This window comes from Citrobacter sp. Cs237, assembly GCF_030332325.1.
GTDB classification, from domain to species: Bacteria; Pseudomonadota; Gammaproteobacteria; order Enterobacterales; family Enterobacteriaceae; genus Citrobacter_A; species Citrobacter_A sedlakii.
The window spans coordinates 96,558-121,535 of record NZ_JAOWIB010000105.1; the positions used below are offsets into that span (position 1 = coordinate 96,558).

Genomic DNA, 24,978 nt, shown 5'->3' on the forward strand with positions numbered 1-24,978 from the left:
ATGGATAACTCCCTGTATCAAAAAGAAGAGGTTAAGGCTGTTCTTATTAAAGAACTGCATGGGGCTATTACAGCACAACTGACAGGAGAAATGGATTGGGTAAGGACGAGAGCTTTTTGGGCCGCCAGATTACCGGGGATTCCCTCAGATCTGCTGGCTGAAGCTCTCGCCTCTGCTATCAGCAAAGGTGCATACATTCTGGCGTCAAAGCGCTAATCAGTGATAGTTCTGTGGGTCCTCCTGACGATTCTGAACACCGAGGGGCCGGGGACACGCGGAAAACGGCTAGTTTTTTGCATTTTATGGGTTTCATCATCATCCGTTTAACCTATTGATATTTCAGTCCTGATCGTTTACAGGATGTCGAAATGACTATTTTTTGTTCACCATCATGGATAACGAACTGAAAAATCTCCGGCTGAATATCACTCAGCTGGCCGCAATCACCGATCTGCACCGTCAGACGGTCGCAAGCAAGCTGGCAAATGTGCAACCCGCCCCCGGCAGCAATCCGAAACTTAAGCTTTATGCAATCACAGATATTTTGCGTGAGCTGCTGACAAGCACCACATCGTCCGAGCTGTTGGACGTCGACAAAATGCTTCCCCCGGATCGTAAAGCCTGGTTTCAGTCAGAGCGCGAAAGGCTCAAGTTCCAGCAGGAAACAGGGGAGCTGATCCCGGCATCCGAAGTCACCAGGCAGTTTTCCTCCATGGCGAAAGCGATGGTTCAGGTGCTGGAAACGTTACCCGATATTCTTGAGCGCGATTGCGCCATGACCCCAGCAGCGGTTGTCAGGGTGCAGCAGGTTATTGACGATCTGCGCGATCAGATAGCCCTCAAAGTTGAGCAGGCCGACTCACCGGAACAGGAGGATATGCCAGAAGAGGAGTAAGTCATGCGACAGGCCACGGCAGCGGAAGTCAGGCGTAACGCTTCCGTCATTCTCAAAGCCCCGCGCCGTATGCCTGTGGCTGAGGCGGTTCAGAAATTTATGCGCGTACCCATGGGGGCCGGTAACTCAGTACCGTGGGACCCTGCCGTCGCCCCGTATGTGATTGAACCGATGAACTGCCTCGCGATGCGTGAATACGATGCAGTGGTGTTTGTTGGTCCGGCACGAACAGGGAAAACGATCGGTCTGGTGGATGGTTGGGTTGTATACAACATTGTCTGCGACCCTTCCGATATGCTCGTCGTTCAGATGACCGAAGAGAAAGCCCGCGAGCACTCAAAAAAGCGACTGGCGCGGACCTTCCGCGTGAGTCCTGAGGTGGCGAAGCGCCTGAGCCCGTTGCGAAACGACAACAATGTGTATGATCGTACTTTTCTGGCGGGCAATTATCTCAAAATCGGCTGGCCTTCCATCAACATTATGTCCTCGTCAGATTTCAAATGTGTGGCGCTCACGGATTATGACCGTTTCCCTGAGGACATCGACGGCGAGGGTGACGGTTTTACCCTGGCCTCCAAACGCACAACGACTTTTATGTCCGCCGGGATGACCCTCGTGGAGTGTTCACCGGGGCGGGACATTCGCGACAGCAAATGGCGCCGCAAGTCTCCCCATGAAGCGCCACCAACGACTGGCGCGCTTTCTCTGTACAACCGTGGCGATCGCCGTCGGTGGTACTGGCCGTGCCCGCACTGTGGTGAATATTTTCAGCCAGCGATGGAGGCGATGACCGGCTACCGTGATGAACCGGATCCGGTAAAAGCCAGTGAGTCGGCTCATCTGCTTTGCCCGCATTGCAGCAGCATTATTACAGCAGATAAAAAGCGCGAGCTTAACGGTGTGGGAGTCTGGTTGCGTGAAGGTCAGAGTATTGACCGTGATGGCAATATTTCTGGTGAGCCACGCCGTTCTCGCATAGCGTCGTTCTGGATGGAAGGCCCCGCCGCTGCGTATCAGACCTGGGCGCAGCTGGTGTACAAACTGCTGACTGCTGAGCAGGAGTATGAGGCCACCGGCAGCGAAGAAACCCTAAAGGCGGTGATCAACACCGACTGGGGGCTGCCGTACCTGCCTCGCTCGGCCAGCGAACAGCGACGTGCCGATGCGCTGATGCTGCGTGCGGAGGATTACGGTAAACGCCTGGTACCGCCTAAGGTACGTTTCCTGCTGGCGGCAGTTGACGTTCAGGGCGGTAAAAAACGCCGTTTCGTCGTGCAGATTATCGGTTATGGCGAGAACGGAGAACGCTGGCTGGTTGACCGCTACAACATCCGTCAGTCGCTGCGCTGCAATGCCCATGGCGAGGCGGAGCCGATCCATCCCGGCGCCTATCCGGAGGACTGGCAACTGCTGGTCTCCGATGTGCTGGAAAAAACGTATGCGCTTCAGTCTGACCCGACGCGGCGTATGCCGGTACTGGCCATGGCCGTCGACAGCGGCGGTGAAGAAGGTGTGACCGATAACGCCTATAAATTCTGGCGCCAGTGCCGCCGGGATGGCCTGGGTAAACGCGTCTATCTGGTTAAGGGCGACAGTACAAAGCGTCAGAAAATTATCACCAAAACCCACCCGAATAATACCGAACGCAGCGACCGTCGCGCCGACGCGCGCGGCGAGGTGCCGGTATATCTGCTGCAGACCGACCTGCTCAAGGATCAGTTGAGCAACAATCTGGACCGTGAGACCCCCGGCGCGGGCTATATCCATTTTCCTGACTGGCTGGGGGAGTGGTTCTACGAAGAACTGACCTACGAAGAGCGCGGCGTGGACGGCAAATGGCGTAAGCCAGGCAAGGGACCCAACGAAGCCTTTGACCTGTTCTGCTATGCCCACGCCGTGGCGGTTCTGCGCGGCTACGAAAAAATCCGTGACTGGGAAAAACCTCCGGCGTGGGCTGAGCCGCAGGATCTCAACCCAAATATTCATGAAGGGGAACGCCCAAGGGAGATAACCGTGAAAAAAACAAAACCTGTTCAGTCACCTGTTAAGGCTGAACCTGAAAAGGATACAGCTCTCTCCGGCAGCTGGCTGGGGTCTTCCGGTAAGGGAGGCTGGTTGTGACGAAGGACGACATCTGGAAAACGCTGCTGATGGTGCGTCAGGCCTACCAGGATTCCCTAGACGGCAAGAGCATTTCCTTTACCGGCGTAAACGGTCGCGCCATCACTAACCACGATCCGATAGCGCTGCGCGACGAGCTCGAATACTGGGAGCGTCGCTGGCGGGCGGTCAACAGTCGCGGTGGTTCGTACAAACTCGCACACTTTCTGTAAGGCGTCATATGGGTATTTTTGAAAGAACACTGGGAGCTATTTCACCCGGGTGGGCAGCGGCGCGTGCGCGGGATCGTCTGCGGCTAAATGCTTATGAAGCGGCAAACCCGTCACGGCTGCATAAGGCGAAAAAACAAAGCCAGTCAGCGGACACCTCTGTATTTGCTGCAGGTAAGTCCCTGCGGGAGCAGGCCCGGTGGCTGGATGAAAACCATGACCTGGTGATCGGCCTGTTCGACAAAATGGAAGATCGGGTAATCGGTGCCCACGGGATCCATGTTGAACCCCAGCCCCTCGATCTGGAGGGCAATCTCCATTCCGATTTTGCCGGGCAGCTTTCGGCGCTCTGGGCGGAATGGTCCGTGCGCCCGGAAGTAACCGGCATGTTTACCCGGCCGGAAGCTGAGCGCCTGTTACTGCGTTCTGCGCTGCGTGACGGGGAGGTGTTCACGCAACTGGTAAGGGGGAATGTGTCGGGTCTGCAACACGCAACGTCAGTACCATTTTCACTGGAAATGCTGGAGGCGGATTTCGTTCCGTTCAACCTGAACAGTACCGCAGGCCAGCAGGTTCGCCAGGGCATCATCGTGAACGAGTGGGGGCGTCCCGTAGGCTACCGCGTTTATAAGTACCACCCGGCCAACATGACGCGGTTCAGCGCTGAGTTGAAAACCGTCTCAGCGGAAAACATGCTCCACCTGGCACAGCGAAAGCGCCTGCATCAGTTGCGTGGCATCAGCCTGATCCACGGGGTGATCACCCGTCTTTCAGACATCAAGGATTACGAAGAGAGTGAACGCGTGGCCGCCCGTATTGCCGCTGCGCTCGGTTTCTACATCAAGCGTGGTGATGCGCAGTCCCTTGGCGATGATAGTGAGTTTTCAACACCCGGTGGTCAGCGTCATTACGATATTGCGCCGGGCATGATTTATGACGAACTACGGCCCGGTGAAGACCTGGGCATGGTGGAATCAAATCGCCCGAATGTTCACCTGTATGAATTCCGAAACGGACAAATGCGGGCGGTTGCTGCCGGTACGCGTGGCAGCTATTCGAGTATCGCGCGTGACTACAACGGTACATACAGCTCACAACGTCAGGAACTGGTTGAAAGCTTCGAGGGTTACAACGTTCTGCAACAGTGGTTTGTCGGGCAGCACAGCAGGCCTGTTTACCGTGCATGGCTGGCGATGGCGTTGCTGAGTGGCGTTGATGTCCCGCCGGATGTGGATCCAAAATCCCTCTATAACGCACTTTATCTCGGCCCGGTTATGCCATGGATTGATCCGGGGAAAGAGGCTAACGCCTGGAAAGCGATTGTGCGTGGCGGTGCGGGTACAGAAGCGGAATGGGCGCGGGCCCGTGGGAAAAACCCGCAGGAGGTTAAACGCCAGCGACTGCGTGAAACTGAATTTAACCGTAAACACGGGCTGGTGTTTGATTCCGACGCCGCCAACGACAAAGGAGCGATGCCAGATGCAACGGCAAAAACAAACGATGTCCGGCGTGAGCCGGACGATGATGATTAATCCGCGCGCCAGCTTGGCGGGTGTCGATGCGGCAAACGGTCAGTGCTGGTATGAAATACGCGCGCTGGCTGCAGGCCGCGTCGAAATCTTCCTTTATGACGTGATTGGCGGCTGGGGCATCACTGCCCAGCAGTTTGTCGCTGACTGTAAAGAGGCAGGGGTGTTTGACGCCAGCGCGGTGGACTTGCATATCCACAGCCCCGGCGGCGATGTGATGCAGGGTTTTGCCATCTACAACACCCTGTCGCGGCTGAAAGCGAAAGTGGATATCTGGGTGGACGGTGTGGCGGCAAGCATGGCCTCGATGATTGTCTGCCTGCCCGGCGCAACGGTGCACATGCCGGAAAACGCCTGGATTATGGTCCACAAACCGTGGGGCGGCATCGCCGGCGATTCTGACGATATGCGCGATTACGCCGCCTGGCTTGATCGTAATGAGTCCCTGATGCTCAGCGCTTACATGAACAAAACAGGACTGGGGCAGGAGGCGCTGGAAGCGATGCTGAAAGCAGAGACCTGGCTTAACGGTGCCGAGGCGGTGGAAAAAGGTTTCGCCGACAAACTTGAACCTGAACTGCAGGCCGCGGCCTGTGTGAATCAAAATAAACTGAAGGATTACCAGAATATGCCAGAACAGATTAATTCCCTATTTGCGCCGCGCGCCGAAGCTCCTGTGAATCAGCCGCAGCAGCCTGCTCCGGTACAGGCAAATCTTAACCCGCCAGCACCACAACAGCCTGCGCCTCAGATGTCGAACATCGATATTACCGCGCTTGCCCAGCAGTTGCAGCAGCAGATGCAGACGGCGAACGCGGAGCGCGTGAATTCCGTCTCTGCCGTGTTTGAGGCGTTTCCGACCTTTGCGACGCTAAAGGCGGAGTGCCTGGCCGACTTCTCCTGCAATGCCGAAAAGGCCCGTGACAAACTGTTGCAGGCACTGGCGGCGGGCACCACCCCGAGCGCCGGTCCGGGAGCTATTCATCTTTATGCCGGTAACGGCAATCTGGTCGGTGATTCCATTCGCGCTGCGGTAATGACCCGGGCGGGGTTTGCCCAGGCAGAGAAAGATAATGCCTATAGCGGCTATACCCTGCGTGAGTTGGCACGCGCGTCGCTGGTCGATCGCGGCATCGGTATCTCCGGTGCAGGCACGGCACAAGCGATGGTCGGCCTGGCCTTCACCCACAGTAGCAGCGATTTCGGCAATATCCTGATGGATGTGGCGCACAAAGCAGCGCTACAGGGGTGGGATGAGGCAAGCGAAACCTTTGATCAGTGGACCCGGAAAGGTACGCTGACCGATTTCAAAACAGCACACCGCGTCGGCCTGGAATCACTCGCATCGCTGCGTAAGGTTCGCGCCGGGGCGGAATATAAATATGTCACCATTAAAGACCGCGGTGAGCCGATTGCGCTGGCGACCTACGGCGAACTTTTCAGCATTGACCGCCAGACCATCATCAACGATGACCTGGATATGCTGACCCGTATCCCGCAGGCAATGGGCCTTGCCGCTCGTGCCACCGTGGGTGATCTGGTGTGGGCAGTTCTGACCAGCAACCCAAAAATGTCCGACGGCAAGCCGCTGTTCCACGCCGATCATGGCAACCTTGTCTCCGCTGATCTGAGTATCGAAGGCCTGGATACGGCGCGTAAGGCGATGCTGCTGCAAAAATCAGGCGACCGCCGTCTGAACATTCGCCCGGCCTACATGTTGACGCCAGTGGCCATTGAGTCCCGCGCTAACCAACTGATCAAATCTGCAAGCGTACCGGGCGCGGACGCGAACAGCGGTATCGTTAACCCGATCCAGAACTTTGTGACGGTGGCCTCTGAGGCTCGCCTGGATGACAGCAGTCCGACGGATTATTACCTGACCGCTGCACAGGGACGCGACACCATTGAGGTGGCGTATCTGGACGGTATCGATACGCCGTATCTGGAGCAGCAACAGGGCTTCACTGTTGACGGTGCCGCGTTCAAGGTGCGTATCGATGCCGGTGTGGCACCGCTTGACTGGCGCGGTATGGTTAAAGTCACCAAAAAATAACGACCGCCGCCTGGCGGTTTTTTTTATCCCTGAAGGCGGCGCGGGCCGCCTTATCCTCTTATGGAGAAAAAACATGGCGAATAACTATCAGCAGGACGGCAACACTCTTGATTTTCAGAATACCGGCGTGACCGATATTCACTCAGGCGATGCCGTGCTTTCAGGGGCACTGGTGGGCGTCGCTCACGATGACATCCCGGCAGGGCTGTGGGGCGTGCTGCATACAACGGGCGTGTTCGTTCTGCCAAAGGCAGCGGAAGCGGTCACTGTCGGCCAGAAGCTGTATCTGGCCGACGGTAAACTGACTGCGGAAGCGGGAGAGGAAGCTGCACCCAACCCTCTGGCGGGTACAGCCTGGGCTGCTGCTGCTGCGGATGCAGAATCTGTTCCGGTCCGGCTGGGTTACTGATGAACCGCTTTCGTCAACGCCTGTTAAACGCGGATGTCCGGATCTCCCGGGCATTTGCCGAAGAGGTGCCTGCCGTCCTGTCTATCGACGCTGAGTTGCGTCCTGTTAACGTGATTTTCGAGACGCCTGATGCCCCGGTAGATGTTCCGGGCGGGGGGCAAATTCAGGATCGTTCTCCGGCATTCAGCGCAATGACCTCCGATATCGCGGGACTTGAGAAGCATCACGGTGTGGAGATCAACGGTACGGCTTATCGTGTGACGCATGTCGGGGCTGATGAAGAAGGCCGTACCCGCGTCACACTGGCGTATGGCGCACCGGGTAAGGTGCAGCCGGCTATCAATAAGTGGAGCTGATATGGCGCGTGAGTCCAGACTGCGACGGGATTTGCCTGTCGATATCGATGTGGATGCCATCTGGAGGATAGCGGAGCACATCGGGGCCACCCATAAACAATTCCGGGCCGCGTATTCCCGCGCCCTGACCAGAACGGCAACGACGCTCCGCAAACAAGCGGTAGCTGATCTGAAAAGCGGCCTGGCACCACGCAGTCTTGATCTGGTGCGTCGCCGTCTTCTTTCCTTTCGTCTCGATCGCGCCTCTCAGTCAAAGCTGGATAATTTTCGTCTGTGGTTTGGCCTCAACGCCATCAAAGTTAAAGACCTTAAAGGACGCATTAACGGGCGTGTCAGGCCTCATCACACCCGGCGGGATAAATCCACAGGGCGTTTTATTAAGGCGCGGCGCCAGGCGGAAAACGCCGGATTTACGCCTAAGGGCAGTCTGCTTTCCCCGTGCACATATGAAAACGGAGAAGTGGCTCGCTCCCGACGGGAAAACAGGAGAACGGTGGTAATCCGTGATCCGGACACCCGCCGCACCCGCGAAGCGGAAGTCGACATATATGAGCCGATGCTGAACTACATCGAGGACAACGCGTTTGCGGAGGCGATGGAGATATTTATGCATCACTTTGAAACTGATCTGCGCGGGCGAGTGAAAGCCCGTATATCTGTCTGAGGTGGCTTATGGCTGAGCCTTTATTGCTGGGGCAATATCACGATGCCGTCACCAGCGCGCTGAAAGAAATTGCGTGGGTGCGCGACGCCGATGCCTATCCGGAAAAAAACATACCGCGCTTTTCCGGGCTGTCCACACCTGCGGTGTATTTTTCCATTAATGGCTGGGAGCAGGGGGGCGGTAATGAAGGGCAACTCAACGTAAACCTGTCCTGTGATTTGTTCGTGGTAGTGGATGCCGCCGGCCACGGTGTCAGCCGCCCGGAAATTTTTCTGCGTACTGCGGCTGCGGACATTACGCAGTGGATTGATGGCCAGCAATTTGGCCTGACAAATCTGGAGCCTGCCATTTTTATCGACGCTGCGCGCGATGAGTTTGACCCACGAATGGATGCTTACCTTGTCTGGCGCATTTCGTACACACAGGCCGCCGCCTTTGGTGCGGATCCGTTTGCTCAGATGAACGCACCGCTCAAACAGGCGTGGCTCGGCAAGGCGCCGGACATTGGCAGCGCACATGTTGATGACTACCGACTGATTTATGAGGCTGAGCCTGATGAATGATATTGAAGGAGATTTACAGCGCCGGCTGGCGAATATTGTACGGCGCGGCGTCATTCATTCTGTCACGCATGACCGGATCCCTAAATGCCGGGTTGATCTGGGCGACAACATCACCGGCTGGCTGCCTCTCTGCCAGGGCTTTTCTGGTATGAACCGGGCAGACTCCAATCCGTACGCGGTTGGGGATGCTGTGACAGTACTGTCTGAGGCTGGCGAGCTCAACAATGGCCGGGTGTTTCCCGGCTGGAATACCGGCGGGCTGCCGGTACCGGAGGGCAGTAACAGTGAACATATCACCCGCTACGGCGATGGTACCGAAATCCGGTATGACCGTGCCGAGCATGCTCTGACCATCACCGTGGCGGAGAACGGTACCTATAAAATTATTGGCAAAGGTACGCTGGACGGCCCGGTGGAGATCACCGATACCCTGACGGTACAGGGAAAAACGCAGATAAACGCCGATACCGCTGTGAAAGGTAACATCGGCGCCTCTCAGGAAATTACGGATAAAACCGGCAGTATGAGCGGGATCCGGAAAACCTTTAACAGTCACGACCACCCCGGAGACAGTGGCGGAACCACTAAGCAACCTAATCAGAAAATGTGACCTGCTACGGCAGGTTTTTTTATGCCTGGAGAAAAAACATGTCTCAGTTACATGGCGTTGAAACAATAGAACTAACCTCAGGGACTGTGGCGGTCACCACCATCCAGACCGCGATTATCGGCCTGGTGGGGACTGCTCCGGATGCGTCAGCCGGTTCCCCGGCAAGTGCCACCACCGGAACCCCTATTATGGATAACGTTGTGGACTTTGCCGCGACGATCGCGGGCAGGTCAGGCAACGTTGTGGTGATTGAGGCTGTAGCCGGGATCCCGGATGCGGAAAATCCAGCCAGGGTGGACACATCTGCGGTCTGGGATGCTACGGCATTAACGCTGACCATCACGTTAGGCTGTGATGATACGGGAAAACTGACGGCAACACCTGCAGAGGTTGTCACTGCGGTGGGCGCACTGGCTGATGTGAAAGTGACCGCACAAGGAAGCGGCAGCGGTATTGTCACACCGTTCAGTATCCAGTTGGCTGGTGGTGAAGATGAACCTTTTCCGCTGAATACGCCGGTGGCGATCGCAGGCACGACGATGCTCTCTCGCCTTGGGGACAAAGGCACGCTTAAGCAGGCGCTGACGGAAATCAATGATCAGCGTAACGCCCTGACTGTGGTGGTGCGTGTGGCAGAAGAATCGGATGCGACTAAACAACGTGCTGCGGTACTGGCCGGGACAGGCAAGCTTTCATCTGCAAAATCCGTGACAACGTATCAGCCTCGTATCGTCATCGCGCCGGGATTCAGTGAGGATGATGCGGTGGGCAAGGCGCTGGAAACCGTTGCTGGCAAGCTGCGGGCTGTGGCGTATGTTGACTGTGAGTCCGGCGCCACGCTGCAGGAAGTGGTGCAGCGCCGCCAGTCATATGGTGCCCGCACCGAGCTGCTGCGTCCGCGCGTGCAGGTCAGCAACGCTGATGGCCAGCTGGTCTACCGCCCGTATTCGGCATTTGCTGCCGGGCTGCGTGCGCGCATCGACTTTGAGAAGGGATGGTGGTGGAGCAAATCCAACCAGGACATCAACAATATCCTCGGCGTGGAGCAGATCGACGAGTTTATTCTCGGCGATGAAAACTGCGACGCGAACCTGCTCAACATGCAGAACGTGTCCACCATTATCCGTCGTGCCGGGTTTAAGCACTGGGGCAACCGTCTGTGTGGTACCAACCCGCAGTGGCGCTTTGAATCGGTTCGCCGCACTGCTGACGTCATCGAGGACAGCATACAGGAAACAATGCTGGAATACGTTGACCGCCCGCTGGACCGGGAAAACGCCGACGACATTATCGGCACCATCAATGCCTATATGCGGCAGCTGATTGGACTCGGTGCCATATTCGGCGGTCGCGCCTGGCTGGATGAAGAGTTGAATACCGCAGAAAGCATGGCGGCAGGTGTCCTGTACATCAACTATGACTTTGGTCCGAAATCGCCGACTGAGCTTATCAGCCTGCGCGTCCGGGTGAATAACAACTATGCGCTTGAGGAGATGCTGGCAGCATGAGCGAAAAAAACACATTACGCGTCTGGACCTTCTTCCGGCAGGGGATCCGCATTCAGGGGGCGCATGAGTTTACGCCGCCGTCGTTGGCAGTCGTTAAAACAGATCTTCGTACCGGCGCGCAGGATGCACCGACGCCCGTTGATGACGGAATGGAGGCCCTGACGTGCCAGGTCAAGTTTTACGGCATCGATACGGACATGCTGACAGCGTTCGGTTTTGTCAGCGGCAGTCGCCCACGCTTTACGGCGTATCAGGGTTACCTGGCGAACGGTACCGCGCTCGGTACTATCGAGGAAATTGAAGGTTTTGTGCAGACGGTTACGCCGGATGCGCGCGGGAAGGACAATTTGTCTGAAAATGCCATCACAGTTGATATTGCTGTGAGCTATTACCGTCAGACCAAAGATGGCCGTGAACTCTTTGCCATTGATACTGAGCGCTTTGCGCGCCGGGTGAACGGCGTGGACGTGCTTTCTGGTCTGGCGGCAAAAGTTCGCCTCTGATTTATCCCTCATACTATCAACGGCCTGTGGGCCGTTTTTACTTTAAGGAGTTTTTATGAGCTTTCCCGGTGAAACCCGCGTCATCAAACTTTATTCGCCCGTTCAGCTTGAAAACGGTGATCTTCTTGAACAGGTGATTCTGCGCGAGCCGCTGGTACGTGACCGTATCGCTTTTTCTAAAGACCGCGGCAGCGAAGAAGAAAAAGAAGCACGCATGATTGCGCTCCTCTGCAATATCAGCGAACAGGATATATGGCAACTGACCGCGGCGGATTATGCGCAACTGCTGGATGCTTTTAATGTTTTTATGCTCCCGCCCGCGGAGCGTCCGAAAGAGGTCTGAGGCGGGCGATACGCTTTCTGGGGCGGCGTCTGCATTTCCCCATGACGGAATACCTGGACATGCCATTCAGCGTGTTTTCTGATTTTCTCACCGACGAAGTGGAGGCGGTAAATCGTGGCCGGATTAAGCCAGAATCTTAAGGCCGTCATTACCTTTGGCGGCAATATCGACAGTACCTGGAACCGTTCAGCGAACGGTCTGCAAAAAAGCCTGAAGGACGTCGGGAAGCAATCAGAAAAACTGTCCAAAGACCAGGCGAAGCTGGCGGCGGAGATTAAGAAAGCAAAGCTGTCAGGGCAAAGCCTGGGCGATCTGAAACGCCGTTACAGTGAAGTGTCCCGTGAAATCCGTAAAACGGAGTCCGAACAGCAGAAGCTGAACCAGCAGATGCAAAAGGCACAGCGCCTGGCGGCGTTCAGAGGCGCCGGGAAAGGGTTGTTTCGCCGCGGTCTGGGTATCGCTGGACAACTGGGCGGCATGGTGGCGCCGGGGCTGGCGATTGGGGGCGGGGGCGTGGTGGCCTCCGCACTGGGTACCCTGATCGCCCCGGCAGCCACCAACGCGGAAACGGCCCGGCGCGCAGGTGTGGCAAAAAGTTATGGCGTTGATATTCCGACGTTTGATGCCTGGGACACGCTCGCAAAACAGTACGACATGAATGGGGAGAATATAGGCGACCTGTTCGAGGAGTACCTCCACAAAGCGGGGGAGTACAAGCAGAACGGCAAGCAGGGTTCACTGCAGGATGCGTTTGAGACGCTGGGATTTAAGGCGGGTGATTTGGCCGGGCTAAGCGATATGGCGCAGTTTGAAAAAATTGTCGAGCGTGCGCTCAGCCTGCAGGATGAGTCGAAAGCCTCATTTGCACTGGATTCGTTGTTTGGCGGTGAGGCCAGCAAACTGCTGATGCTCCTGAAACAATCCGGGAAAAGTTACCGCGACCTGATGGACGAGCAGCGGCGGTATAACCTCGTCACGAAAGAGGGCGCCGAAGGGGCGATGGCGGGCAACCGCGCCGTCACGAACCTGCGCACTGTCTTCTCCTCCGCAGTTGCAGAGATTTCGGGACAACTGGGGAACGAACTGGCCCCGGACATCCGCCGACTGACCGACGATCTGGCAGAGTGGTTTAAGGGCGGCGGGATTAAGCGCATTGTCAGTTTCCTGCGTAATGATCTTTACCCTGGGATACTGACCTTCGGGCAGGGAATTGTTTTTGTCGGGAAGGTCGCTTACGCGCTCGCGAAAAAACTTTCCTGGCTACTGCCGGATGAGCGAGGCGATCAACGGGACGTGCTCAAATCACTGGCAATGACAGGCTCAGTCGATATTGCCCGTATCACCGCGCAGCGTAACGGTCAGGGCGAATGGTTTGAGCAGCAGCTTAAGGAAAAACCGGATCTGCCGGATGATGTGAAAAAATCGTATCGCGATACGCGAGGCTTTTTCCGTGACGACGAGGAGACGTTCAACTCCACACTCGATAAGTATGTGACGCCGGAGAACAGCGGTACACAGTTTGACTGGAACACCTCACTGCAGGGCAACCGTCAGCAACCCGGCACGCAGACGGGGGGCGGGGTAGGTTTCCGGGAGAATGGTGCGCTGACTGCAGTGTCATCCGCCCCATCGGCCATAAGTGTCAACTTGGATTGGCCTGTCTCTGCAGGGATAGCCGAGCAGACGAGCCATGAACAGGGACAGACTGGAGCAGATAATTGGGACACACTGTTACAGCGATTAGATATGGCTGATAAACCCCCCCCACAGCGGCAACTTACCGATAACCGTAAGTTTGAATACCGGTTTGAAATTTACGGTGCGCCAGGACAGGACGAACGGGTAATTGCTGATGAGGTGGGAGCAGTGACGAAAAGCAACCCGGCATTTACGGGTGACAGCAGTATGCTGGACGGAGGGCAAATCTGGTGAGTGAAATCATACCTGTCTTTGAAGATTTCGAGCAGTCCGGATCCAGCGCTGTTCGTGGCGCGCAGGCGGCCAGGGTGATGATGATGCTGGGTGACTTTGCCTTTTCCATCGATACCACGGCTTACAACCAACTGACCCGCGAGGCCAACTGGCGATGGAGCGAGCAGGAGCGGATCGGCAAACAGGACTTGCTTCAGTATACCGGCAAGCCGGGGCGAACCGTCCGACTCGAGGGGGAATCGCATGCTTTCTTCCGTAAGGGGGTGGATGCTGTTAATGATCTCTACGACCTCGCCGATCAGAAAAAGCCACAGCAACTGGTCAGTGGCGAAGGCGATGTGCTGGGCTGGTGGGTGGTAATCGACTTCTCCGATACAACCAGCCGTTTTCTGCCAGGCGGCGGCCACCGTAACAAAAACTGGACGATGACGCTGAAACATTATGCAGACGATATATCAAACCCGTGACGGTGATGTGCTGGATGCGATTTGTGCAGCGCGTTACGGCACGGAAAACCTCTCTTATATTGTGACGCAGGTACTGGAAGCGAATCCGGGGCTGGCTGACCGCGGGGCAGTTTATCCGTCAGGTCTGCTTATCACATTGCCGGATATGTCTCCGCCCGTTCAGGAATCTGCATTCAACCTGTGGGATTAAAATGACCGAACAGATTGTTAAACCAGAATATGCGCCCGCATACAGTGTTAGCGCCGAAGGGAAAGACATTACCCGCGCGCTACAGCAAAGCCTAACGGAGCTGACACTCACCGATTACGGCGGCTCCACGGCAAAGGCGGATGAGCTGAAAATCACTCTTCTGTCGGAAACGCTGTCCCTGCCGACAAAAGGGGCACGGCTAAGTGTCGCGCTGGGCTTTAACGACCAGTTAGTGGATAAGGGCTGGTTCGTGGTGTCCGGTGTTGGCAGCAGCGGCCCGCCACGTCGTATCGAGATATATGCCACCGCGGCGCCGATGAACGCGCAGAAACAGCCAGGCGATGTGCTTAGCCATAAAACGCGCAGCTGGGATAATCTGCGGCTGGCGGATCTGGTCAAGACCGTTGCTATTGAAAACGGGCTGAAGCCCAAAGTGGCCTCAGAGCTTGCTGATATTCATATCGATCATATCGACCAGGTGGCAGAATCCGACGCCAATCTGCTGACCCGCCTTGCCAGGACATGGAACGCTGTAAGCAAACCCTCCGGCGGCTACTGGTTGTTTCTCAGGCAAGGCGCTACGGCGAACGCCTCTGGCAGGCAAACTGATGCGCTGGTCATCACCCCGGATGAAGTATCGAACTGGTCATACAGTGAGGGGGAACGGGGAAGTTCTACGGGGAAAGCTACCGGCAGTGGTGGTAAGTCATCGGGCAAAATCGGTGTGCGGTATTACGATGAAGCGGATGGGAAGACCAAAACCACCACGGTTGACCATGATGGTCCCTCGATGGCTAATCCCTATACCCAGCCGGTGAAGGCCACGGCTGACCAGCAGGCTAAATCAAAAAAGACACAGGCCCTACGCAATGAACAGAAAATGACAGTTTCTGGCCCGTGTCGCCCTAAGCATGTTCCTCTCACGGCAGAATCTGGAGTGTCTACCTCCGGTTTTGGTGAGCGGGAGGATCGTACCTGGGTGGTGGAATCGCTGGTGTATTCCCTGACACCTGCCGGGTTCAGCTACACATACAACCTGGTGGTTGATATTCGCAAACCTGCAAAATCCTCTAAAAAATCCGGCAACAAGGATAAAACCGGCCCGGATTACTTCGGCTAACGTTCCGCCACCCGGCGGACCCGATACGGAAAAATACTATGAACGGCGTAAACAGCCGGACGGGTAAACGCCTGTCCGGTATTGACCATTTGCGTCAGTCGGTCAGCGACATCCTCTCCACGCCCGTCGGCAGCCGTCTGCTGGTCCGTGATTATGGCAGCAACCTGTTTTTACTGGTAGACAACCCCCGTGATGACCTGACCAGGCTGCGCATTATCGCAGCGACCGCCTCGGCGCTGGCGCGCTGGGAACCCCGGCTAAAGGTCACGCGCGTGGCCGTCTCTTTCCCGGCAGATGAAACGGGGTGTGTGGTGGATATCGAAGGGATTAACAAAGAAAACAATCTTCCTGTCAGCACCGGAGGCATACCGATTTATGGCAAGCAGCTATGACGTGATTAACCTGTCCGCCCTGGCGGTACCGGATGCAATAGTGGTACCGGATGCCGCAGATATTTTTACCCGCTGGCTGGCGCGCCTGCGCGAACTGGATCCGGCATTTGATGCGCTGGTGGAATCGGATCCGACCTACAAACAGGGAGAGATAACAGCTTATCAGTTAATGCTGGCTTTCCAGCGTGTCAATGACGCTGTCCGGGCAGTATTTCTTGCAAGTTCAAAAGGTGACGATCTCGATCAACTCGGTGCGGCGTTTAATGTTAAACGGCTTGTTATTACGCCGGGTGATCCGAATGCCGTGCCACCCGTCGATCCTGTCTATGAAGACGATGACGCTTTCCGTGAGCGCATCCAGCTTTCATGGGCGCAGCTAAACACCGCCGGTGCGCGAAACGCATACCGCTTCCATGCCAAATCAGCAGACACCGATGTGCTGGACTCGGATGCCTATGGTCCGGAAACCCACAATCGCCCCGGCGAAGTAGATATCTACGTTCTGTCGCGAAAAGGGGATGGTACGGCGGGGGAAACGCTGTTGGAAGCTGTCAGACGCAATCTGAACGCTGATGAAGTCCGCCCGTTAACTGATTATGTGACAGTTAAAAGTGCAGAGATCGTCAGGTATGAAGTGACCGCCAGACTTCAAATACCGGACGGACCGGACGCGCAGACGGTGCTGAAGAATGCGACTGATGTTTTACAGGCATACACCATCCTTTCTCACCGAATAAAAGCCGTCATCCCTCTTTCAGCAATCTATGCTGCGCTGCAGCAGGCCGGTGTTGTAAGGGTGAAACTGATTTCCCCGGTTGCAGATCTGGAAGCCGAAGCCGGCAAAGCACCGTGGTGTACCGCGATTAATGTTACGCGAGAGGAGGAAAGTGGTAATGGCTGATAAATTTCGCTCCCTGTTGCCGCCCAGTGCCTTTAGGGAAGAACGCGCGCAGGAGCAGGCCGCAACGGAGCTAATCACGTCACTGGATACCGATATGGTGCGCAAGGTGAAGAATGCCGACGACTGCCCGGCGCATCTTCTTCCGTGGCTGGCATGGGAAAGCGCTGTTGATTTCTGGGATGACAGCTGGACAGAGGCGCAGAAGAGGCGGGTGATAAAAGATGCGCCCTATGTTCACCAGCACCGCGGTACTGCAGGCGCTGTCAGGCGTTCACTGGGATCAATCGATCTACCAACCACAGTTGTGGAGTGGTGGGAGGATACTCCGCGTGCAGCACCATATACCTTTCGTATTGAAGTGCAGAGCAGCCAGGGTGTCAGCGATTCTCTCTACCATCAAATCCGTCAACTGACCGACAGGGCAAAGAATTTGCGCAGTTATCTGAGCAAGATCGATGTGCTCGCTAAAGTTGGGATGGACGGGGCCTTTTATATTTCTGGCGCGACGACGGCGCATATTGACGTTGACATTTTTGCCGGGGGATCTCATGGCTGATTATTATTCAATTATCACCAACCGGGGCAAGGAACTGGAAGCAGAGGCCCTTGCCAGCGGTCGTCCGATTGTACTGACGCAGTTTGTAGTGGGTGACAGTAACGGCCAGCAGATCAAACCCGATCCGAAGCAAATCAGGCTGGTGAATGAAACCTTCCGGGGAGTTATCGCTGAATTGATTGTATCCCCGGATCAATCAACACAGTTAATGGCGAAAATTATCCTACCCACAGGAATGGGGGGCTTTACGGTGCGTGAGGTCGGTCTGCTGACAGATGCAGGTGAACTTTATGCTGTTGCGAACTGTCCAGCCATCGACAAACCTGTTGGCGGTGTCAGTGTAAACATGCAGTTTCGCCTGGCAGTATCCGACACTTCAAACATAACCCTGAATGTGGCCACGGGCGATGGTCTGTTCCTGCGTATCGATCAAAACCTGAAAGAAATTAAAGCGCGTGGCGATGATTCGCAGCGAGAAGCCCGGGAGTCGATTGGTATTCTTGATGCAACGACCCAGCGAAAAGGGCTGGTGCAGCTCAACAGCGCTGTTAACAGTACCAGTGAAACGCAGGGGGCCACTCCTGCGGCAGTAAGAATCGCAATGGATAACGCGAATGCACGTCTGGCGAAAGAGCGGAATGGGGCTGATATTCCGAACAAGTCGCTTTTTATTCAGAATGTTGGACTGAAGGAAACGGTAGACAAAGCAGCTGGCGCAGTCCAGAGATCCGGCGATGAAATGACAGGCCAGCTAAAAATAGGTGCAACTGACGCCCTGAGAATTTATGACGACGCATTTGGACTGATTATGCGTCGTTCTGAGGATTTTCTTCATTTCATTCCGACTGTAGAAAATCAGGGGGAGTCTGGCGGACTCGGCCCACTGCGCCCATTTTCCATCAATCTAAGATCGGGGAAGGTTTCAGTAAATCATGGCGTTAATATATCTGGCGGTCTGGGGCTTGGCACTGATAACACTCTGGGCGGCAATTCTATTGCCCTCGGTGACAATGATACTGGCCTTAAGCAGAATGGTGACGGTGTTCTGGATGTTATCGCTAACAATGTTCAGTCGATGCGTATTATAAGAGATGCTGTTCAGGTTGCCAACTGGTCAGGCTCATGGATTAACATGCGTGAGCAACGCTGTTTTACAGGTCAGCAAATTGTGAGCACTAACTCAGCGTCGGCAATCGTTCGGCAGGAACATCAGGATCGTCATTTTTGTTTAGGCGGCTTGGGCAATCACCAGTTCGGAATATATATGATTAATAAAGGCCGAACAGAGAATGGAACAGATGGCCAAGCTTTCCTGAGTGTTGAGGGGAATTTTCAATGCCCGTCAGGACAGTTGGTTCCGGGAAACTATGGAAATTTTGATGCCCGGTATCAGGCAAAAGGGAATTATACGCCAGCAGGTCAGGCTTATACTAAATCTGAATCAGATGCGCGTTATCAATTAAAAAATTCTGCGTCTAAAGCAGCCAATGGCTGGCACAAAGATGCCACTACTGGAATAATTACTCAATGGGGGTATGTGAAAAAAGCAGGGGACAGGAATGCTTATATTACTTTCCCTATTGCCTTTCCCTCTGCGGTTTGTTCAGTAGTTATTAATATTGATGGTAGTCCCGAATGGTCTCCGAATCTTGTTCAATTTGTATATAATGTGTCACGTACTGGATGTAGTGTGTCGGCACATGACCCTGATAGAAATAGAGGGGTTTATTGGATGGCTATAGGATATTAATTATGTCAGAGGAAATTAAGTACTACTATAGTGCAAGCAATAATTCATTCTACCCATTATCATTAAAAGATGATTATGATGTTGTAGACTCGTGGCCCAGTGATGCTGTGGCGATATCAGAGAAATGGTATAACTACCTTATGGAAGGTCTGATGAAAGGAAAACTCATAATATCAAATGAGTATGGCGAACCAATACTTTCTGAACCCGCTCCGTTAACTAAGCAAGAACTGATTCAATTTGCTGAAAATAAAAAAGAGGAACTTCTTAGAGAAATCAGGGAAAAAACTCAGATTTGGCAAACTCAACTTGCCTTAGGGATTATTAGTGACGAAGACAGACAGCGTTTAATTCAATGGATGTTACATGCGCAACAAGTGGCTGTGACAGATACTTCAGCTAATCCGGTTGACTGGCCAGAGCAACCACGATAAACATTCTGTGCTACTGGTTAACAGTAGCACATCCCATCGCTTAATTCACCAGACGTACTTTTCTTATAGTATGTCGAATTGAACGGCTTTCAACGTACTTATAAAGTAAAGGTGCCATTATCCCCGTTGCTATTATTGCACAGATTTGCCAGGCATAATATCCTGAATCGTATAGGTAATGTTTCGATACTGTTTGTGCAATACCATGAACCAAATAAATGGAAAAACTACAGGTTCCAAGCATTTTAATAGGTAATGAGGTTAGCAAACCAAAATAATCACAACCACATTTTATCGTAAAGAATACAATAAACATATAAAGCGGCGTGGTAGTATTATACGCATGTTTTGTGAAAAATAACGCTGCTAGCAGCAAAACAAGGCATATCACATCTGAAGGTTTTTTATCGTATTTTATTGTTGCGGCTAAAAATCCAGAAAGGAAATACATTATAAAACTTAAATACTGCTCGCTAGCAACAAGATATTTATAACACAATACCATTAACATTAAAGAAATGATGAATGCTTCTTTATATTTAATTTTTTTCATAATTAAATATAACAATGGAATTGCAAAGTACAAGCGCAACTCCCAAACAAGTGTCCAGAACACCCCAGACGTGGCTATCTGCAGAGAAAAACCGTTTATGTTTGCACCCGGTGGATTAAAAAGAAACGGAAGGGAAGGGAGGAACCATTCCCATACAGGGGTATGCTCGTCCGGATGCATCAACAAAGTTGCAAAATATACTATAAACAATATAGCGACTACTGGCGGGTAAATTCTCATAAATCTGGATATGGCAAAATCCTTAACATTGAAGTCGGATGCCAGCGCTTTTTTAAAGAACAGAAACGCTGAAAGCATAAAGAATATACCAACCGATAATTCACCCGTAAGATAAATGGATTTTTTGATGTGGCTTATGGTTATATAATCCAGAGACCAATACACATCTGACTCACCGCCAGCTCTCCAGTAAAGATGGAAAACCGCAACCAAAGCAGCACAGATTCCACGTAAACCATCAAGGGCTGCGTATTTGTGCTTAGCTGGGGTTATTCCTAGAATTTTGGAAGTTAGCCAGACAGTAGCTATTAACAAACCTAAGTAGAGTCCATATTCTAATAAATATTTCATATCCAATGTACAATCAGTCTGTAGTGAAATTAATCAATACGTGCGCCGATTTCCCTCATTTTGTTTATTACAGCAGTAAGTTCTTTATCGCTTAACTCCAACTGCGCCGCCATGAAAAAGAGGATATGAGGCGACATTGCGCGGGGAGATTCGCCGCCAGTGTACTTGCGCCACTGGCTGTTGCTGGCAACACCGGCAAGGTCAGCCATCTGGTTTCCGGTGTAACCGAGACGCGCTTTAAGCTCATGCAGGTCTTTCGGTGTGGGTGCAGTGTAGCTGCTTATCAATCGCATATGTAACCTTTAAAAAGCTCCCGAAAGAGCTTTTTATTGTTGGAATACAGGACGGGGCATTGCTGCCATAATGCGAGTCAAATTAGCCCTTTCGGTGCTATAGGTCAAGAAAATAATTAAATATTTTGAGCACTTAAGTGAATTCAGTAACAAGCCACATATCGGCTTCTTCAAACATTTCCTCAAGCATACGATTTAGCTTTTCTCGATCGCTTTTGCTGGCGTCGCTATTCAGGCCGTTTGCCTGCATCGGCTTCACCTTCACTTCTGCATCCGGGAAAATCCGATGTACACGCTTCGTCAGTTCAGCCTGGATGATCTCTCTGGCTCCCGTCAATCCCTCAACATTACGCTTGTCATAAACCAGCTCAACAAACATATTTTTTCTCCTTACTTTACTGGTTGGATATACAGTATTTATACTGTTTTAAAACTCAGTGTCAATGCAAGGGAGGATTTATGAATTATAACTTTAGGAAAACATCGTCTTACGTTATGCCAGTCGCTGAGGCTGAGCGGAGTTATGATGTTTGCCTTGGTTGATGTGAACTCGTTTTATGCATCATGCGAGACGGTATTCAGGCCCGATCTGCGCGGGCGGCCAGTGGTCGTACTGTCGAACAACGACGGCTGTGTGATTGCGCGTAGCGCGGAAGCTAAAGCCGCTGGGATAGCGATGGGGGAGCCGTACTTCAAGTTAAAAGATCAAATTCGGCGCGCAGGCGTCGTTTGCTTCAGCAGCAACTATGAGCTGTATGCGGATATGAGCCAGCGTGTGATGACCACGCTCGAAGAGCTAGCGCCGCGGGTGGAGATTTACTCTATAGACGAGGCGTTCTGTGATCTGACTGGTGTGCGTAACTGCCGTGTGCTGGAAGACTTCGGCAGGGAACTGCAGGAGGCTGTCTACAGGAATACACGACTTGCGGTAGGCGTTGGCATAGGGCAGACAAAGACGCTGGCCAAATTGGCAAATCATGCGGCGAAAAAGTGGCTGAGGCAGACCGGCGGTGTAGTTGACCTCTCGAATGTTGAGCGGCAGCGTAAATTAATGGCGGCGCTGCCGGTTGATGAAACATGGGGCGTCGGTCGCCGAATCGCTAAAAAACTCGAGGCCATGGGGATCAAGACGGTTCTCGATCTGGCAGACACCGACATCCGGTTTATCCGTAAGCATTTCAGTGTGGTTTTGGAAAGGACTGTAAGGGAGCTGCGCGGCGAGTCGTGCCTCGGATTAGAAGAATTTGCCCCGGCAAAGCAGGAAATTGTCTGCTCCCGTTCGTTCGGCGATCGGGTAACTGATTACGAGCAGATGAGGCAGGCCATTTGCAGTTACGCAGCGCGTGCGGCTGAAAAACTCCGCGGGGAGCATCAGTATTGCAGGTTTATTTCGGCATTCGTCAAAACCTCACCCTTTGCGCTCAATGAGCCTTACTACGGTAACAGCGCTTCCGTCAAATTATTGACACCAACGCAGGACAGCAGGGACATTATCGGCGCGGCCACGCGTTGTCTTGATGTAATCTGGAAAGACGGGCACCGTTATCAAAAGGCGGGTGTGATGCTGGGAGACTTTTTCAGCCAGGGCGTGGCGCAGCTTAACCTGTTTGATGATAATGCGCCGCGTGCCGGCAGCGAAAAACTAATGGAAGTGTTGGACCACCTCAACGCCAAAGATGGGAAGGGAACTCTCTATTTCGCCGGGCAGGGTATCCAGCAGCAATGGCAGATGAAGCGAGAAATGCTTTCGCCCCGGTATACAACGCGATTTGCCGATCTGCTGCGCGTTAAGTGATCGGTACGATCAGTTCCGGTCCCTGATTTTTCACATTTCCCACTGAGCGCGATACAGCGTGCCAGATAAATTTGTCTGCTGACACAGAGCCGTCGGCGATAATCTCTTCTGCCTCTTTCCCCCCAACATCTTGGCGCATCCATTCCCTTGCTGCTTCCGGCGTAAGCACAAGTGGCCGTCGGTCATGTATATCGACCAGTCCCTGATCTGCTGCTGATGTCACGATGAGAAAACCCTCAGCTTCGTCGCCGCGCTCAAACGGTATGCTTCCGATCGCAGCCATAAAAATTGGTTGACCGTCTGCACGGTGGATGAAGTAGGGCTGTTTCTTATCGCCTTCCTTATTCCATTCAAACCATCCGTCAGCGAAGCATATAGCCCGGCCATGCTGCCAAAGAGGTTTAAACATTCTGCTGGTAGCCGCAGTTTCAACGCGTGCGTTAATCAGTGGCGGTTTTTCCCACCATCCTGGCGCGTACCCCCAGTAAACCGGATCAAGATGAAGTTGTTCGTCACGCTCACTCAGCAGCAGAACTTTGGTACCAGGAGCCACATTGTAACGACCAATTGGTTCCGGATCGTATGCGATGTCACGTTCAGCTTCATCAGCTAAATAGCTCAGGTATTCTTCACGGGTTTGAGATTGAGCGAATCTTCCACACATAGGTTAACCTCCAGTCGTCAGACTGAAAGTATAGGGTAGAGAGAAAAAGTGGCGCGCGCCGGTAATGATTTAAAAGGAGGCTATACGGTAATTCGAAATGAAAAATTTGTGTATTGATGAATTCCGAAACTGAGCAGAGAGCAAAGCGAGGCAACAATCGCAAATTGTTTTGTATCTAACAGGCTTTATTCCCCGGTTTCACCCCACAGGCTCCCCATTCAAATTTAAGGCATTAAAAAACCAGCCATAACAGGCTGGTTCTTAAGGGGAATTTTGGTCGGCACGAGAGGATTTGAACCTCCGACCCCCGACACCCCATGAAGGGGGGGCTACCATTTCGAGAACTACTATGCGCAAGGTAAGATGTTTAACAAAGGTTCTTGAAATGCTCAAATGTCGCGGTCAATTTTTCGACAATTTACACATCTAAGTATTTCCAGAATCATTTCGTTTTAGATAATTAGCGCACTGTTAACTTAGAATAATGCTCTTCACACTTAGCTAGGAATAATAAGTTAGCTGCGGTTAAATGAAGTGTATAGCTGGCTAAGTGCTCAGGTACTTTCGTAATTTCAGCTCCTTGCCCATGTCCACCTTCTTTATTTCTTATTGTTGGAGTGCCACTTTCAAGCAAAATTCTAATTGAAGATAATTGATTCTGTAGATATTCAGGGACTAAGTTTTTAGCTAAACAACTGTTTATTAATTTTTTTGCTGTATCATTATCATTAAATTGCCATGAGTGCTTTTTATGAATGGCTTTCATTAAGCTTTCAAAAGATTTTAGACAGTCATTCAAGCATTCTTTATATCGCTGATGCCTGTAGTGTTCATGAGCAGATAAGAATTCGTCATTAACTCCCAAGTAATCCTGTTTATTTACAAGGAGTTGTAATACTGGTTTGACTACGTCTGAGTGCATGAATTGCGAGTCTACTCTAATTATTTCTCCTGATTCAAATTGATATCCAAGACCTGACTCTTGAAATCTTATATTTAACTCTTCAATTGCATCAGCAGCGTCTTGCTGGCTTCCTTGAAATTTCCATTGATTATTTCGTACATAATTATCAATAACCTTGAAGCTTAACTCAATGATATCTAGGCATTTTTCATAATCATCTTCCTTGAGGAAGTAATTAAATATTGATTCGGAATAGTTTTGATGATGACCTCCTAAAGAGAATACACCATACTCTTTACATAATACCTGATGAATGCTTTTGTAAACACTTCGGCTTTCATCATTATATATGTCTTCTTCGCCGATGGTGTCTCTTATAATATGAATAACTTGCACACGAAAAGGGTTAGGTATCTCAGTATATTGATAAACATCCAGAGTTTCTCCCCTTAGTTTTTTTTGCCGCTTTGAAAATAAATCGAATATAGCCAAAATATATTCCTCAATTTATTAGCATCAATATAGCCTGAACTGGTTATTTTTGCCGCGAAGCGGTTCCGGGAGCTGCTGCACCTAGATTTACCACCGGTCTACAGGCGCCTTTATCCATAAAAAAGCCCGCAATAAGCGGGCTTTTATGTCACTCGAGAGCCGCGGCTCCTTTGCGTATCCT

29 protein-coding genes are annotated in these 24,978 nt (G+C 52.6%); 24 read left to right on the top strand and 5 right to left on the bottom strand.

What is annotated here, in order from left to right; translation table 11 throughout:
* The 23 genes from OGY07_RS13135 to OGY07_RS13245 all read left to right on the top strand — a co-directional run bounded on the left by OGY07_RS13135 (position 1) and on the right by OGY07_RS13245 (position 19,505).
* Positions 1-216, top strand: a complete 216-nt coding sequence (locus tag OGY07_RS13135) for a hypothetical protein (protein WP_181822693.1) — start codon at positions 1-3, stop codon at positions 214-216.
* Positions 217-391: 175 nt separating this feature from the next.
* Complete coding sequence (locus OGY07_RS13140; RefSeq protein WP_286601140.1) at positions 392-895, top strand: DUF1441 family protein; 504 nt, start codon at positions 392-394, stop codon at positions 893-895.
* Positions 896-898: 3 nt separating this feature from the next.
* A complete protein-coding gene (locus OGY07_RS13145; protein ID WP_286601061.1) occupies positions 899-3,016 on the top strand; it encodes a phage terminase large subunit family protein in 2,118 nt (705 codons plus the stop codon).
* Positions 3,013-3,228 (top strand): hypothetical protein, encoded by a 216-nt coding sequence (locus OGY07_RS13150; RefSeq protein ID WP_286601063.1) that lies wholly within the window; start codon positions 3,013-3,015, stop codon positions 3,226-3,228. The genes OGY07_RS13145 and OGY07_RS13150 overlap by 4 nt, the downstream gene beginning before the upstream one ends.
* Before the next feature lie 8 nt (positions 3,229-3,236).
* The gene (locus tag OGY07_RS13155) at positions 3,237-4,757 is read left to right on the top strand and encodes a phage portal protein (protein WP_286601066.1); all 1,521 of its coding nucleotides are present in this window, start codon (positions 3,237-3,239) and stop codon (positions 4,755-4,757) included.
* Entirely contained in the window at positions 4,726-6,807 is a 2,082-nt protein-coding gene (locus tag OGY07_RS13160) for a ClpP-like prohead protease/major capsid protein fusion protein (protein ID WP_502872429.1), read from the top strand. Before OGY07_RS13155 ends, OGY07_RS13160 begins: the two co-directional genes overlap by 32 nt.
* Positions 6,808-6,880: 73 nt before the next feature.
* Complete coding sequence (locus OGY07_RS13165; protein ID WP_286601068.1) at positions 6,881-7,216, top strand: DUF2190 family protein; 336 nt, start codon at positions 6,881-6,883, stop codon at positions 7,214-7,216.
* Positions 7,216-7,572 (top strand): head-tail joining protein, encoded by a 357-nt coding sequence (locus OGY07_RS13170; protein WP_181822698.1) that lies wholly within the window; start codon positions 7,216-7,218, stop codon positions 7,570-7,572. Before OGY07_RS13165 ends, OGY07_RS13170 begins: the two co-directional genes overlap by 1 nt.
* 1 nt (position 7,573) lies before the next feature.
* Positions 7,574-8,236 (top strand): hypothetical protein, encoded by a 663-nt coding sequence (locus OGY07_RS13175; protein WP_181822699.1) that lies wholly within the window; start codon positions 7,574-7,576, stop codon positions 8,234-8,236.
* 8 nt (positions 8,237-8,244) lie between these two features.
* Positions 8,245-8,799, top strand: a complete 555-nt coding sequence (locus tag OGY07_RS13180) for a hypothetical protein (protein ID WP_286601072.1) — start codon at positions 8,245-8,247, stop codon at positions 8,797-8,799.
* On the top strand, positions 8,792-9,409 hold the full coding sequence (locus tag OGY07_RS13185; RefSeq protein ID WP_181822701.1) for a phage baseplate assembly protein V: 618 nt from the start codon (positions 8,792-8,794) through the stop codon (positions 9,407-9,409). Before OGY07_RS13180 ends, OGY07_RS13185 begins: the two co-directional genes overlap by 8 nt.
* 38 nt (positions 9,410-9,447) lie before the next feature.
* Positions 9,448-10,917 carry a phage tail sheath C-terminal domain-containing protein gene (locus tag OGY07_RS13190; RefSeq protein ID WP_286601075.1) on the top strand — a complete coding sequence of 490 codons (1,470 nt, stop codon included), beginning with the start codon at positions 9,448-9,450 and terminating at the stop codon, positions 10,915-10,917.
* Positions 10,914-11,420 carry a phage major tail tube protein gene (locus OGY07_RS13195; RefSeq protein ID WP_181822703.1) on the top strand — a complete coding sequence of 169 codons (507 nt, stop codon included), beginning with the start codon at positions 10,914-10,916 and terminating at the stop codon, positions 11,418-11,420. Before OGY07_RS13190 ends, OGY07_RS13195 begins: the two co-directional genes overlap by 4 nt.
* Positions 11,421-11,475: 55 nt before the next feature.
* Positions 11,476-11,763 carry a phage tail assembly protein gene (locus tag OGY07_RS13200; protein ID WP_181822704.1) on the top strand — a complete coding sequence of 96 codons (288 nt, stop codon included), beginning with the start codon at positions 11,476-11,478 and terminating at the stop codon, positions 11,761-11,763.
* A 114-nt stretch (positions 11,764-11,877) separates the two neighbouring features.
* Positions 11,878-13,695, top strand: a complete 1,818-nt coding sequence (locus OGY07_RS13205; protein WP_286601079.1) for an AAA family ATPase — start codon at positions 11,878-11,880, stop codon at positions 13,693-13,695.
* A gap of 5 nt (positions 13,696-13,700) precedes the next feature.
* Entirely contained in the window at positions 13,701-14,162 is a 462-nt protein-coding gene (locus OGY07_RS13210) for a phage tail protein (protein ID WP_502872430.1), read from the top strand.
* Positions 14,137-14,352: a tail protein X gene (locus OGY07_RS13215; protein WP_286601083.1), complete on the top strand. Its 216-nt coding sequence runs from the start codon at positions 14,137-14,139 to the stop codon at positions 14,350-14,352. Before OGY07_RS13210 ends, OGY07_RS13215 begins: the two co-directional genes overlap by 26 nt.
* A gap of 1 nt (position 14,353) precedes the next feature.
* The gene (locus tag OGY07_RS13220) at positions 14,354-15,472 is read left to right on the top strand and encodes a contractile injection system protein, VgrG/Pvc8 family (protein ID WP_286601086.1); all 1,119 of its coding nucleotides are present in this window, start codon (positions 14,354-14,356) and stop codon (positions 15,470-15,472) included.
* Between the two features lie 38 nt (positions 15,473-15,510).
* Positions 15,511-15,864: a GPW/gp25 family protein gene (locus OGY07_RS13225; protein WP_181822709.1), complete on the top strand. Its 354-nt coding sequence runs from the start codon at positions 15,511-15,513 to the stop codon at positions 15,862-15,864.
* Positions 15,848-16,765 (top strand): baseplate assembly protein, encoded by a 918-nt coding sequence (locus tag OGY07_RS13230; protein ID WP_205612181.1) that lies wholly within the window; start codon positions 15,848-15,850, stop codon positions 16,763-16,765. Before OGY07_RS13225 ends, OGY07_RS13230 begins: the two co-directional genes overlap by 17 nt.
* Positions 16,758-17,321 (top strand): phage tail protein I, encoded by a 564-nt coding sequence (locus tag OGY07_RS13235; RefSeq protein WP_206255685.1) that lies wholly within the window; start codon positions 16,758-16,760, stop codon positions 17,319-17,321. Before OGY07_RS13230 ends, OGY07_RS13235 begins: the two co-directional genes overlap by 8 nt.
* Positions 17,314-19,071: a phage tail protein gene (locus tag OGY07_RS13240; protein WP_286601092.1), complete on the top strand. Its 1,758-nt coding sequence runs from the start codon at positions 17,314-17,316 to the stop codon at positions 19,069-19,071. The genes OGY07_RS13235 and OGY07_RS13240 overlap by 8 nt, the downstream gene beginning before the upstream one ends.
* A 2-nt stretch (positions 19,072-19,073) precedes the next feature.
* On the top strand, positions 19,074-19,505 hold the full coding sequence (locus tag OGY07_RS13245; protein ID WP_286601094.1) for a tail fiber assembly protein: 432 nt from the start codon (positions 19,074-19,076) through the stop codon (positions 19,503-19,505).
* A 40-nt stretch (positions 19,506-19,545) separates the two neighbouring features.
* Here the strand turns inward: OGY07_RS13245 and OGY07_RS13250 are convergent, their stop codons facing one another.
* From OGY07_RS13250 to OGY07_RS13260, 3 genes are all read right to left on the bottom strand, one after another.
* Complete coding sequence (locus tag OGY07_RS13250) at positions 19,546-20,649, bottom strand: acyltransferase family protein (RefSeq protein ID WP_286601097.1); 1,104 nt, start codon at positions 20,647-20,649, stop codon at positions 19,546-19,548.
* A gap of 29 nt (positions 20,650-20,678) precedes the next feature.
* Positions 20,679-20,858, bottom strand: a complete 180-nt coding sequence (locus OGY07_RS13255; RefSeq protein WP_286601098.1) for a hypothetical protein — start codon at positions 20,856-20,858, stop codon at positions 20,679-20,681.
* 217 nt (positions 20,859-21,075) lie between these two features.
* Positions 21,076-21,321, bottom strand: coding sequence for a DinI family protein (locus tag OGY07_RS13260; protein ID WP_181822715.1), 246 nt, complete (start codon positions 21,319-21,321; stop codon positions 21,076-21,078).
* Between the two features lie 147 nt (positions 21,322-21,468).
* Here OGY07_RS13260 and OGY07_RS13265 point away from each other — a divergent pair, with 147 nt between their 5' ends.
* Complete coding sequence (locus OGY07_RS13265) at positions 21,469-22,737, top strand: Y-family DNA polymerase (RefSeq protein ID WP_286601144.1); 1,269 nt, start codon at positions 21,469-21,471, stop codon at positions 22,735-22,737.
* Here OGY07_RS13265 and OGY07_RS13270 read toward each other — a convergent pair.
* Positions 22,730-23,401 carry an SOS response-associated peptidase gene (locus tag OGY07_RS13270; RefSeq protein WP_286601101.1) on the bottom strand — a complete coding sequence of 224 codons (672 nt, stop codon included), beginning with the start codon at positions 23,399-23,401 and terminating at the stop codon, positions 22,730-22,732. The genes OGY07_RS13265 and OGY07_RS13270 overlap by 8 nt on opposite strands.
* A 460-nt stretch (positions 23,402-23,861) precedes the next feature.
* On the bottom strand, positions 23,862-24,797 hold the full coding sequence (locus tag OGY07_RS13275; protein WP_286601103.1) for an abortive infection family protein: 936 nt from the start codon (positions 24,795-24,797) through the stop codon (positions 23,862-23,864).
* Between the last annotated feature and the right edge of the window lie 181 nt (positions 24,798-24,978).

Coding starts and splice junctions, on each gene's coding strand:
- OGY07_RS13140 (WP_286601140.1), top strand. CDS start 392: ATGGATAACGAACTGAAAAATCTCCGGCTGAATATCACTCAGCTGGCC.
- OGY07_RS13255 (WP_286601098.1), bottom strand. CDS start 20,858: ATGGCTGACCTTGCCGGTGTTGCCAGCAACAGCCAGTGGCGCAAGTAC.
- OGY07_RS13240 (WP_286601092.1), top strand. CDS start 17,314: ATGGCTGATTATTATTCAATTATCACCAACCGGGGCAAGGAACTGGAA.
- OGY07_RS13215 (WP_286601083.1), top strand. CDS start 14,137: ATGCAGACGATATATCAAACCCGTGACGGTGATGTGCTGGATGCGATT.
- OGY07_RS13165 (WP_286601068.1), top strand. CDS start 6,881: ATGGCGAATAACTATCAGCAGGACGGCAACACTCTTGATTTTCAGAAT.
- OGY07_RS13135 (WP_181822693.1), top strand. CDS start 1: ATGGATAACTCCCTGTATCAAAAAGAAGAGGTTAAGGCTGTTCTTATT.
- OGY07_RS13180 (WP_286601072.1), top strand. CDS start 8,245: ATGGCTGAGCCTTTATTGCTGGGGCAATATCACGATGCCGTCACCAGC.
- OGY07_RS13220 (WP_286601086.1), top strand. CDS start 14,354: ATGACCGAACAGATTGTTAAACCAGAATATGCGCCCGCATACAGTGTT.
- OGY07_RS13270 (WP_286601101.1), bottom strand. CDS start 23,401: ATGTGTGGAAGATTCGCTCAATCTCAAACCCGTGAAGAATACCTGAGC.
- OGY07_RS13185 (WP_181822701.1), top strand. CDS start 8,792: ATGAATGATATTGAAGGAGATTTACAGCGCCGGCTGGCGAATATTGTA.
- OGY07_RS13225 (WP_181822709.1), top strand. CDS start 15,511: ATGAACGGCGTAAACAGCCGGACGGGTAAACGCCTGTCCGGTATTGAC.
- OGY07_RS13145 (WP_286601061.1), top strand. CDS start 899: ATGCGACAGGCCACGGCAGCGGAAGTCAGGCGTAACGCTTCCGTCATT.
- OGY07_RS13195 (WP_181822703.1), top strand. CDS start 10,914: ATGAGCGAAAAAAACACATTACGCGTCTGGACCTTCTTCCGGCAGGGG.
- OGY07_RS13200 (WP_181822704.1), top strand. CDS start 11,476: ATGAGCTTTCCCGGTGAAACCCGCGTCATCAAACTTTATTCGCCCGTT.
- OGY07_RS13260 (WP_181822715.1), bottom strand. CDS start 21,321: ATGTTTGTTGAGCTGGTTTATGACAAGCGTAATGTTGAGGGATTGACG.
- OGY07_RS13190 (WP_286601075.1), top strand. CDS start 9,448: ATGTCTCAGTTACATGGCGTTGAAACAATAGAACTAACCTCAGGGACT.
- OGY07_RS13175 (WP_181822699.1), top strand. CDS start 7,574: ATGGCGCGTGAGTCCAGACTGCGACGGGATTTGCCTGTCGATATCGAT.
- OGY07_RS13170 (WP_181822698.1), top strand. CDS start 7,216: ATGAACCGCTTTCGTCAACGCCTGTTAAACGCGGATGTCCGGATCTCC.
- OGY07_RS13245 (WP_286601094.1), top strand. CDS start 19,074: ATGTCAGAGGAAATTAAGTACTACTATAGTGCAAGCAATAATTCATTC.
- OGY07_RS13155 (WP_286601066.1), top strand. CDS start 3,237: ATGGGTATTTTTGAAAGAACACTGGGAGCTATTTCACCCGGGTGGGCA.
- OGY07_RS13265 (WP_286601144.1), top strand. CDS start 21,469: ATGTTTGCCTTGGTTGATGTGAACTCGTTTTATGCATCATGCGAGACG.
- OGY07_RS13160 (WP_502872429.1), top strand. CDS start 4,726: ATGTCCGGCGTGAGCCGGACGATGATGATTAATCCGCGCGCCAGCTTG.
- OGY07_RS13230 (WP_205612181.1), top strand. CDS start 15,848: ATGGCAAGCAGCTATGACGTGATTAACCTGTCCGCCCTGGCGGTACCG.
- OGY07_RS13250 (WP_286601097.1), bottom strand. CDS start 20,649: ATGAAATATTTATTAGAATATGGACTCTACTTAGGTTTGTTAATAGCT.
- OGY07_RS13235 (WP_206255685.1), top strand. CDS start 16,758: ATGGCTGATAAATTTCGCTCCCTGTTGCCGCCCAGTGCCTTTAGGGAA.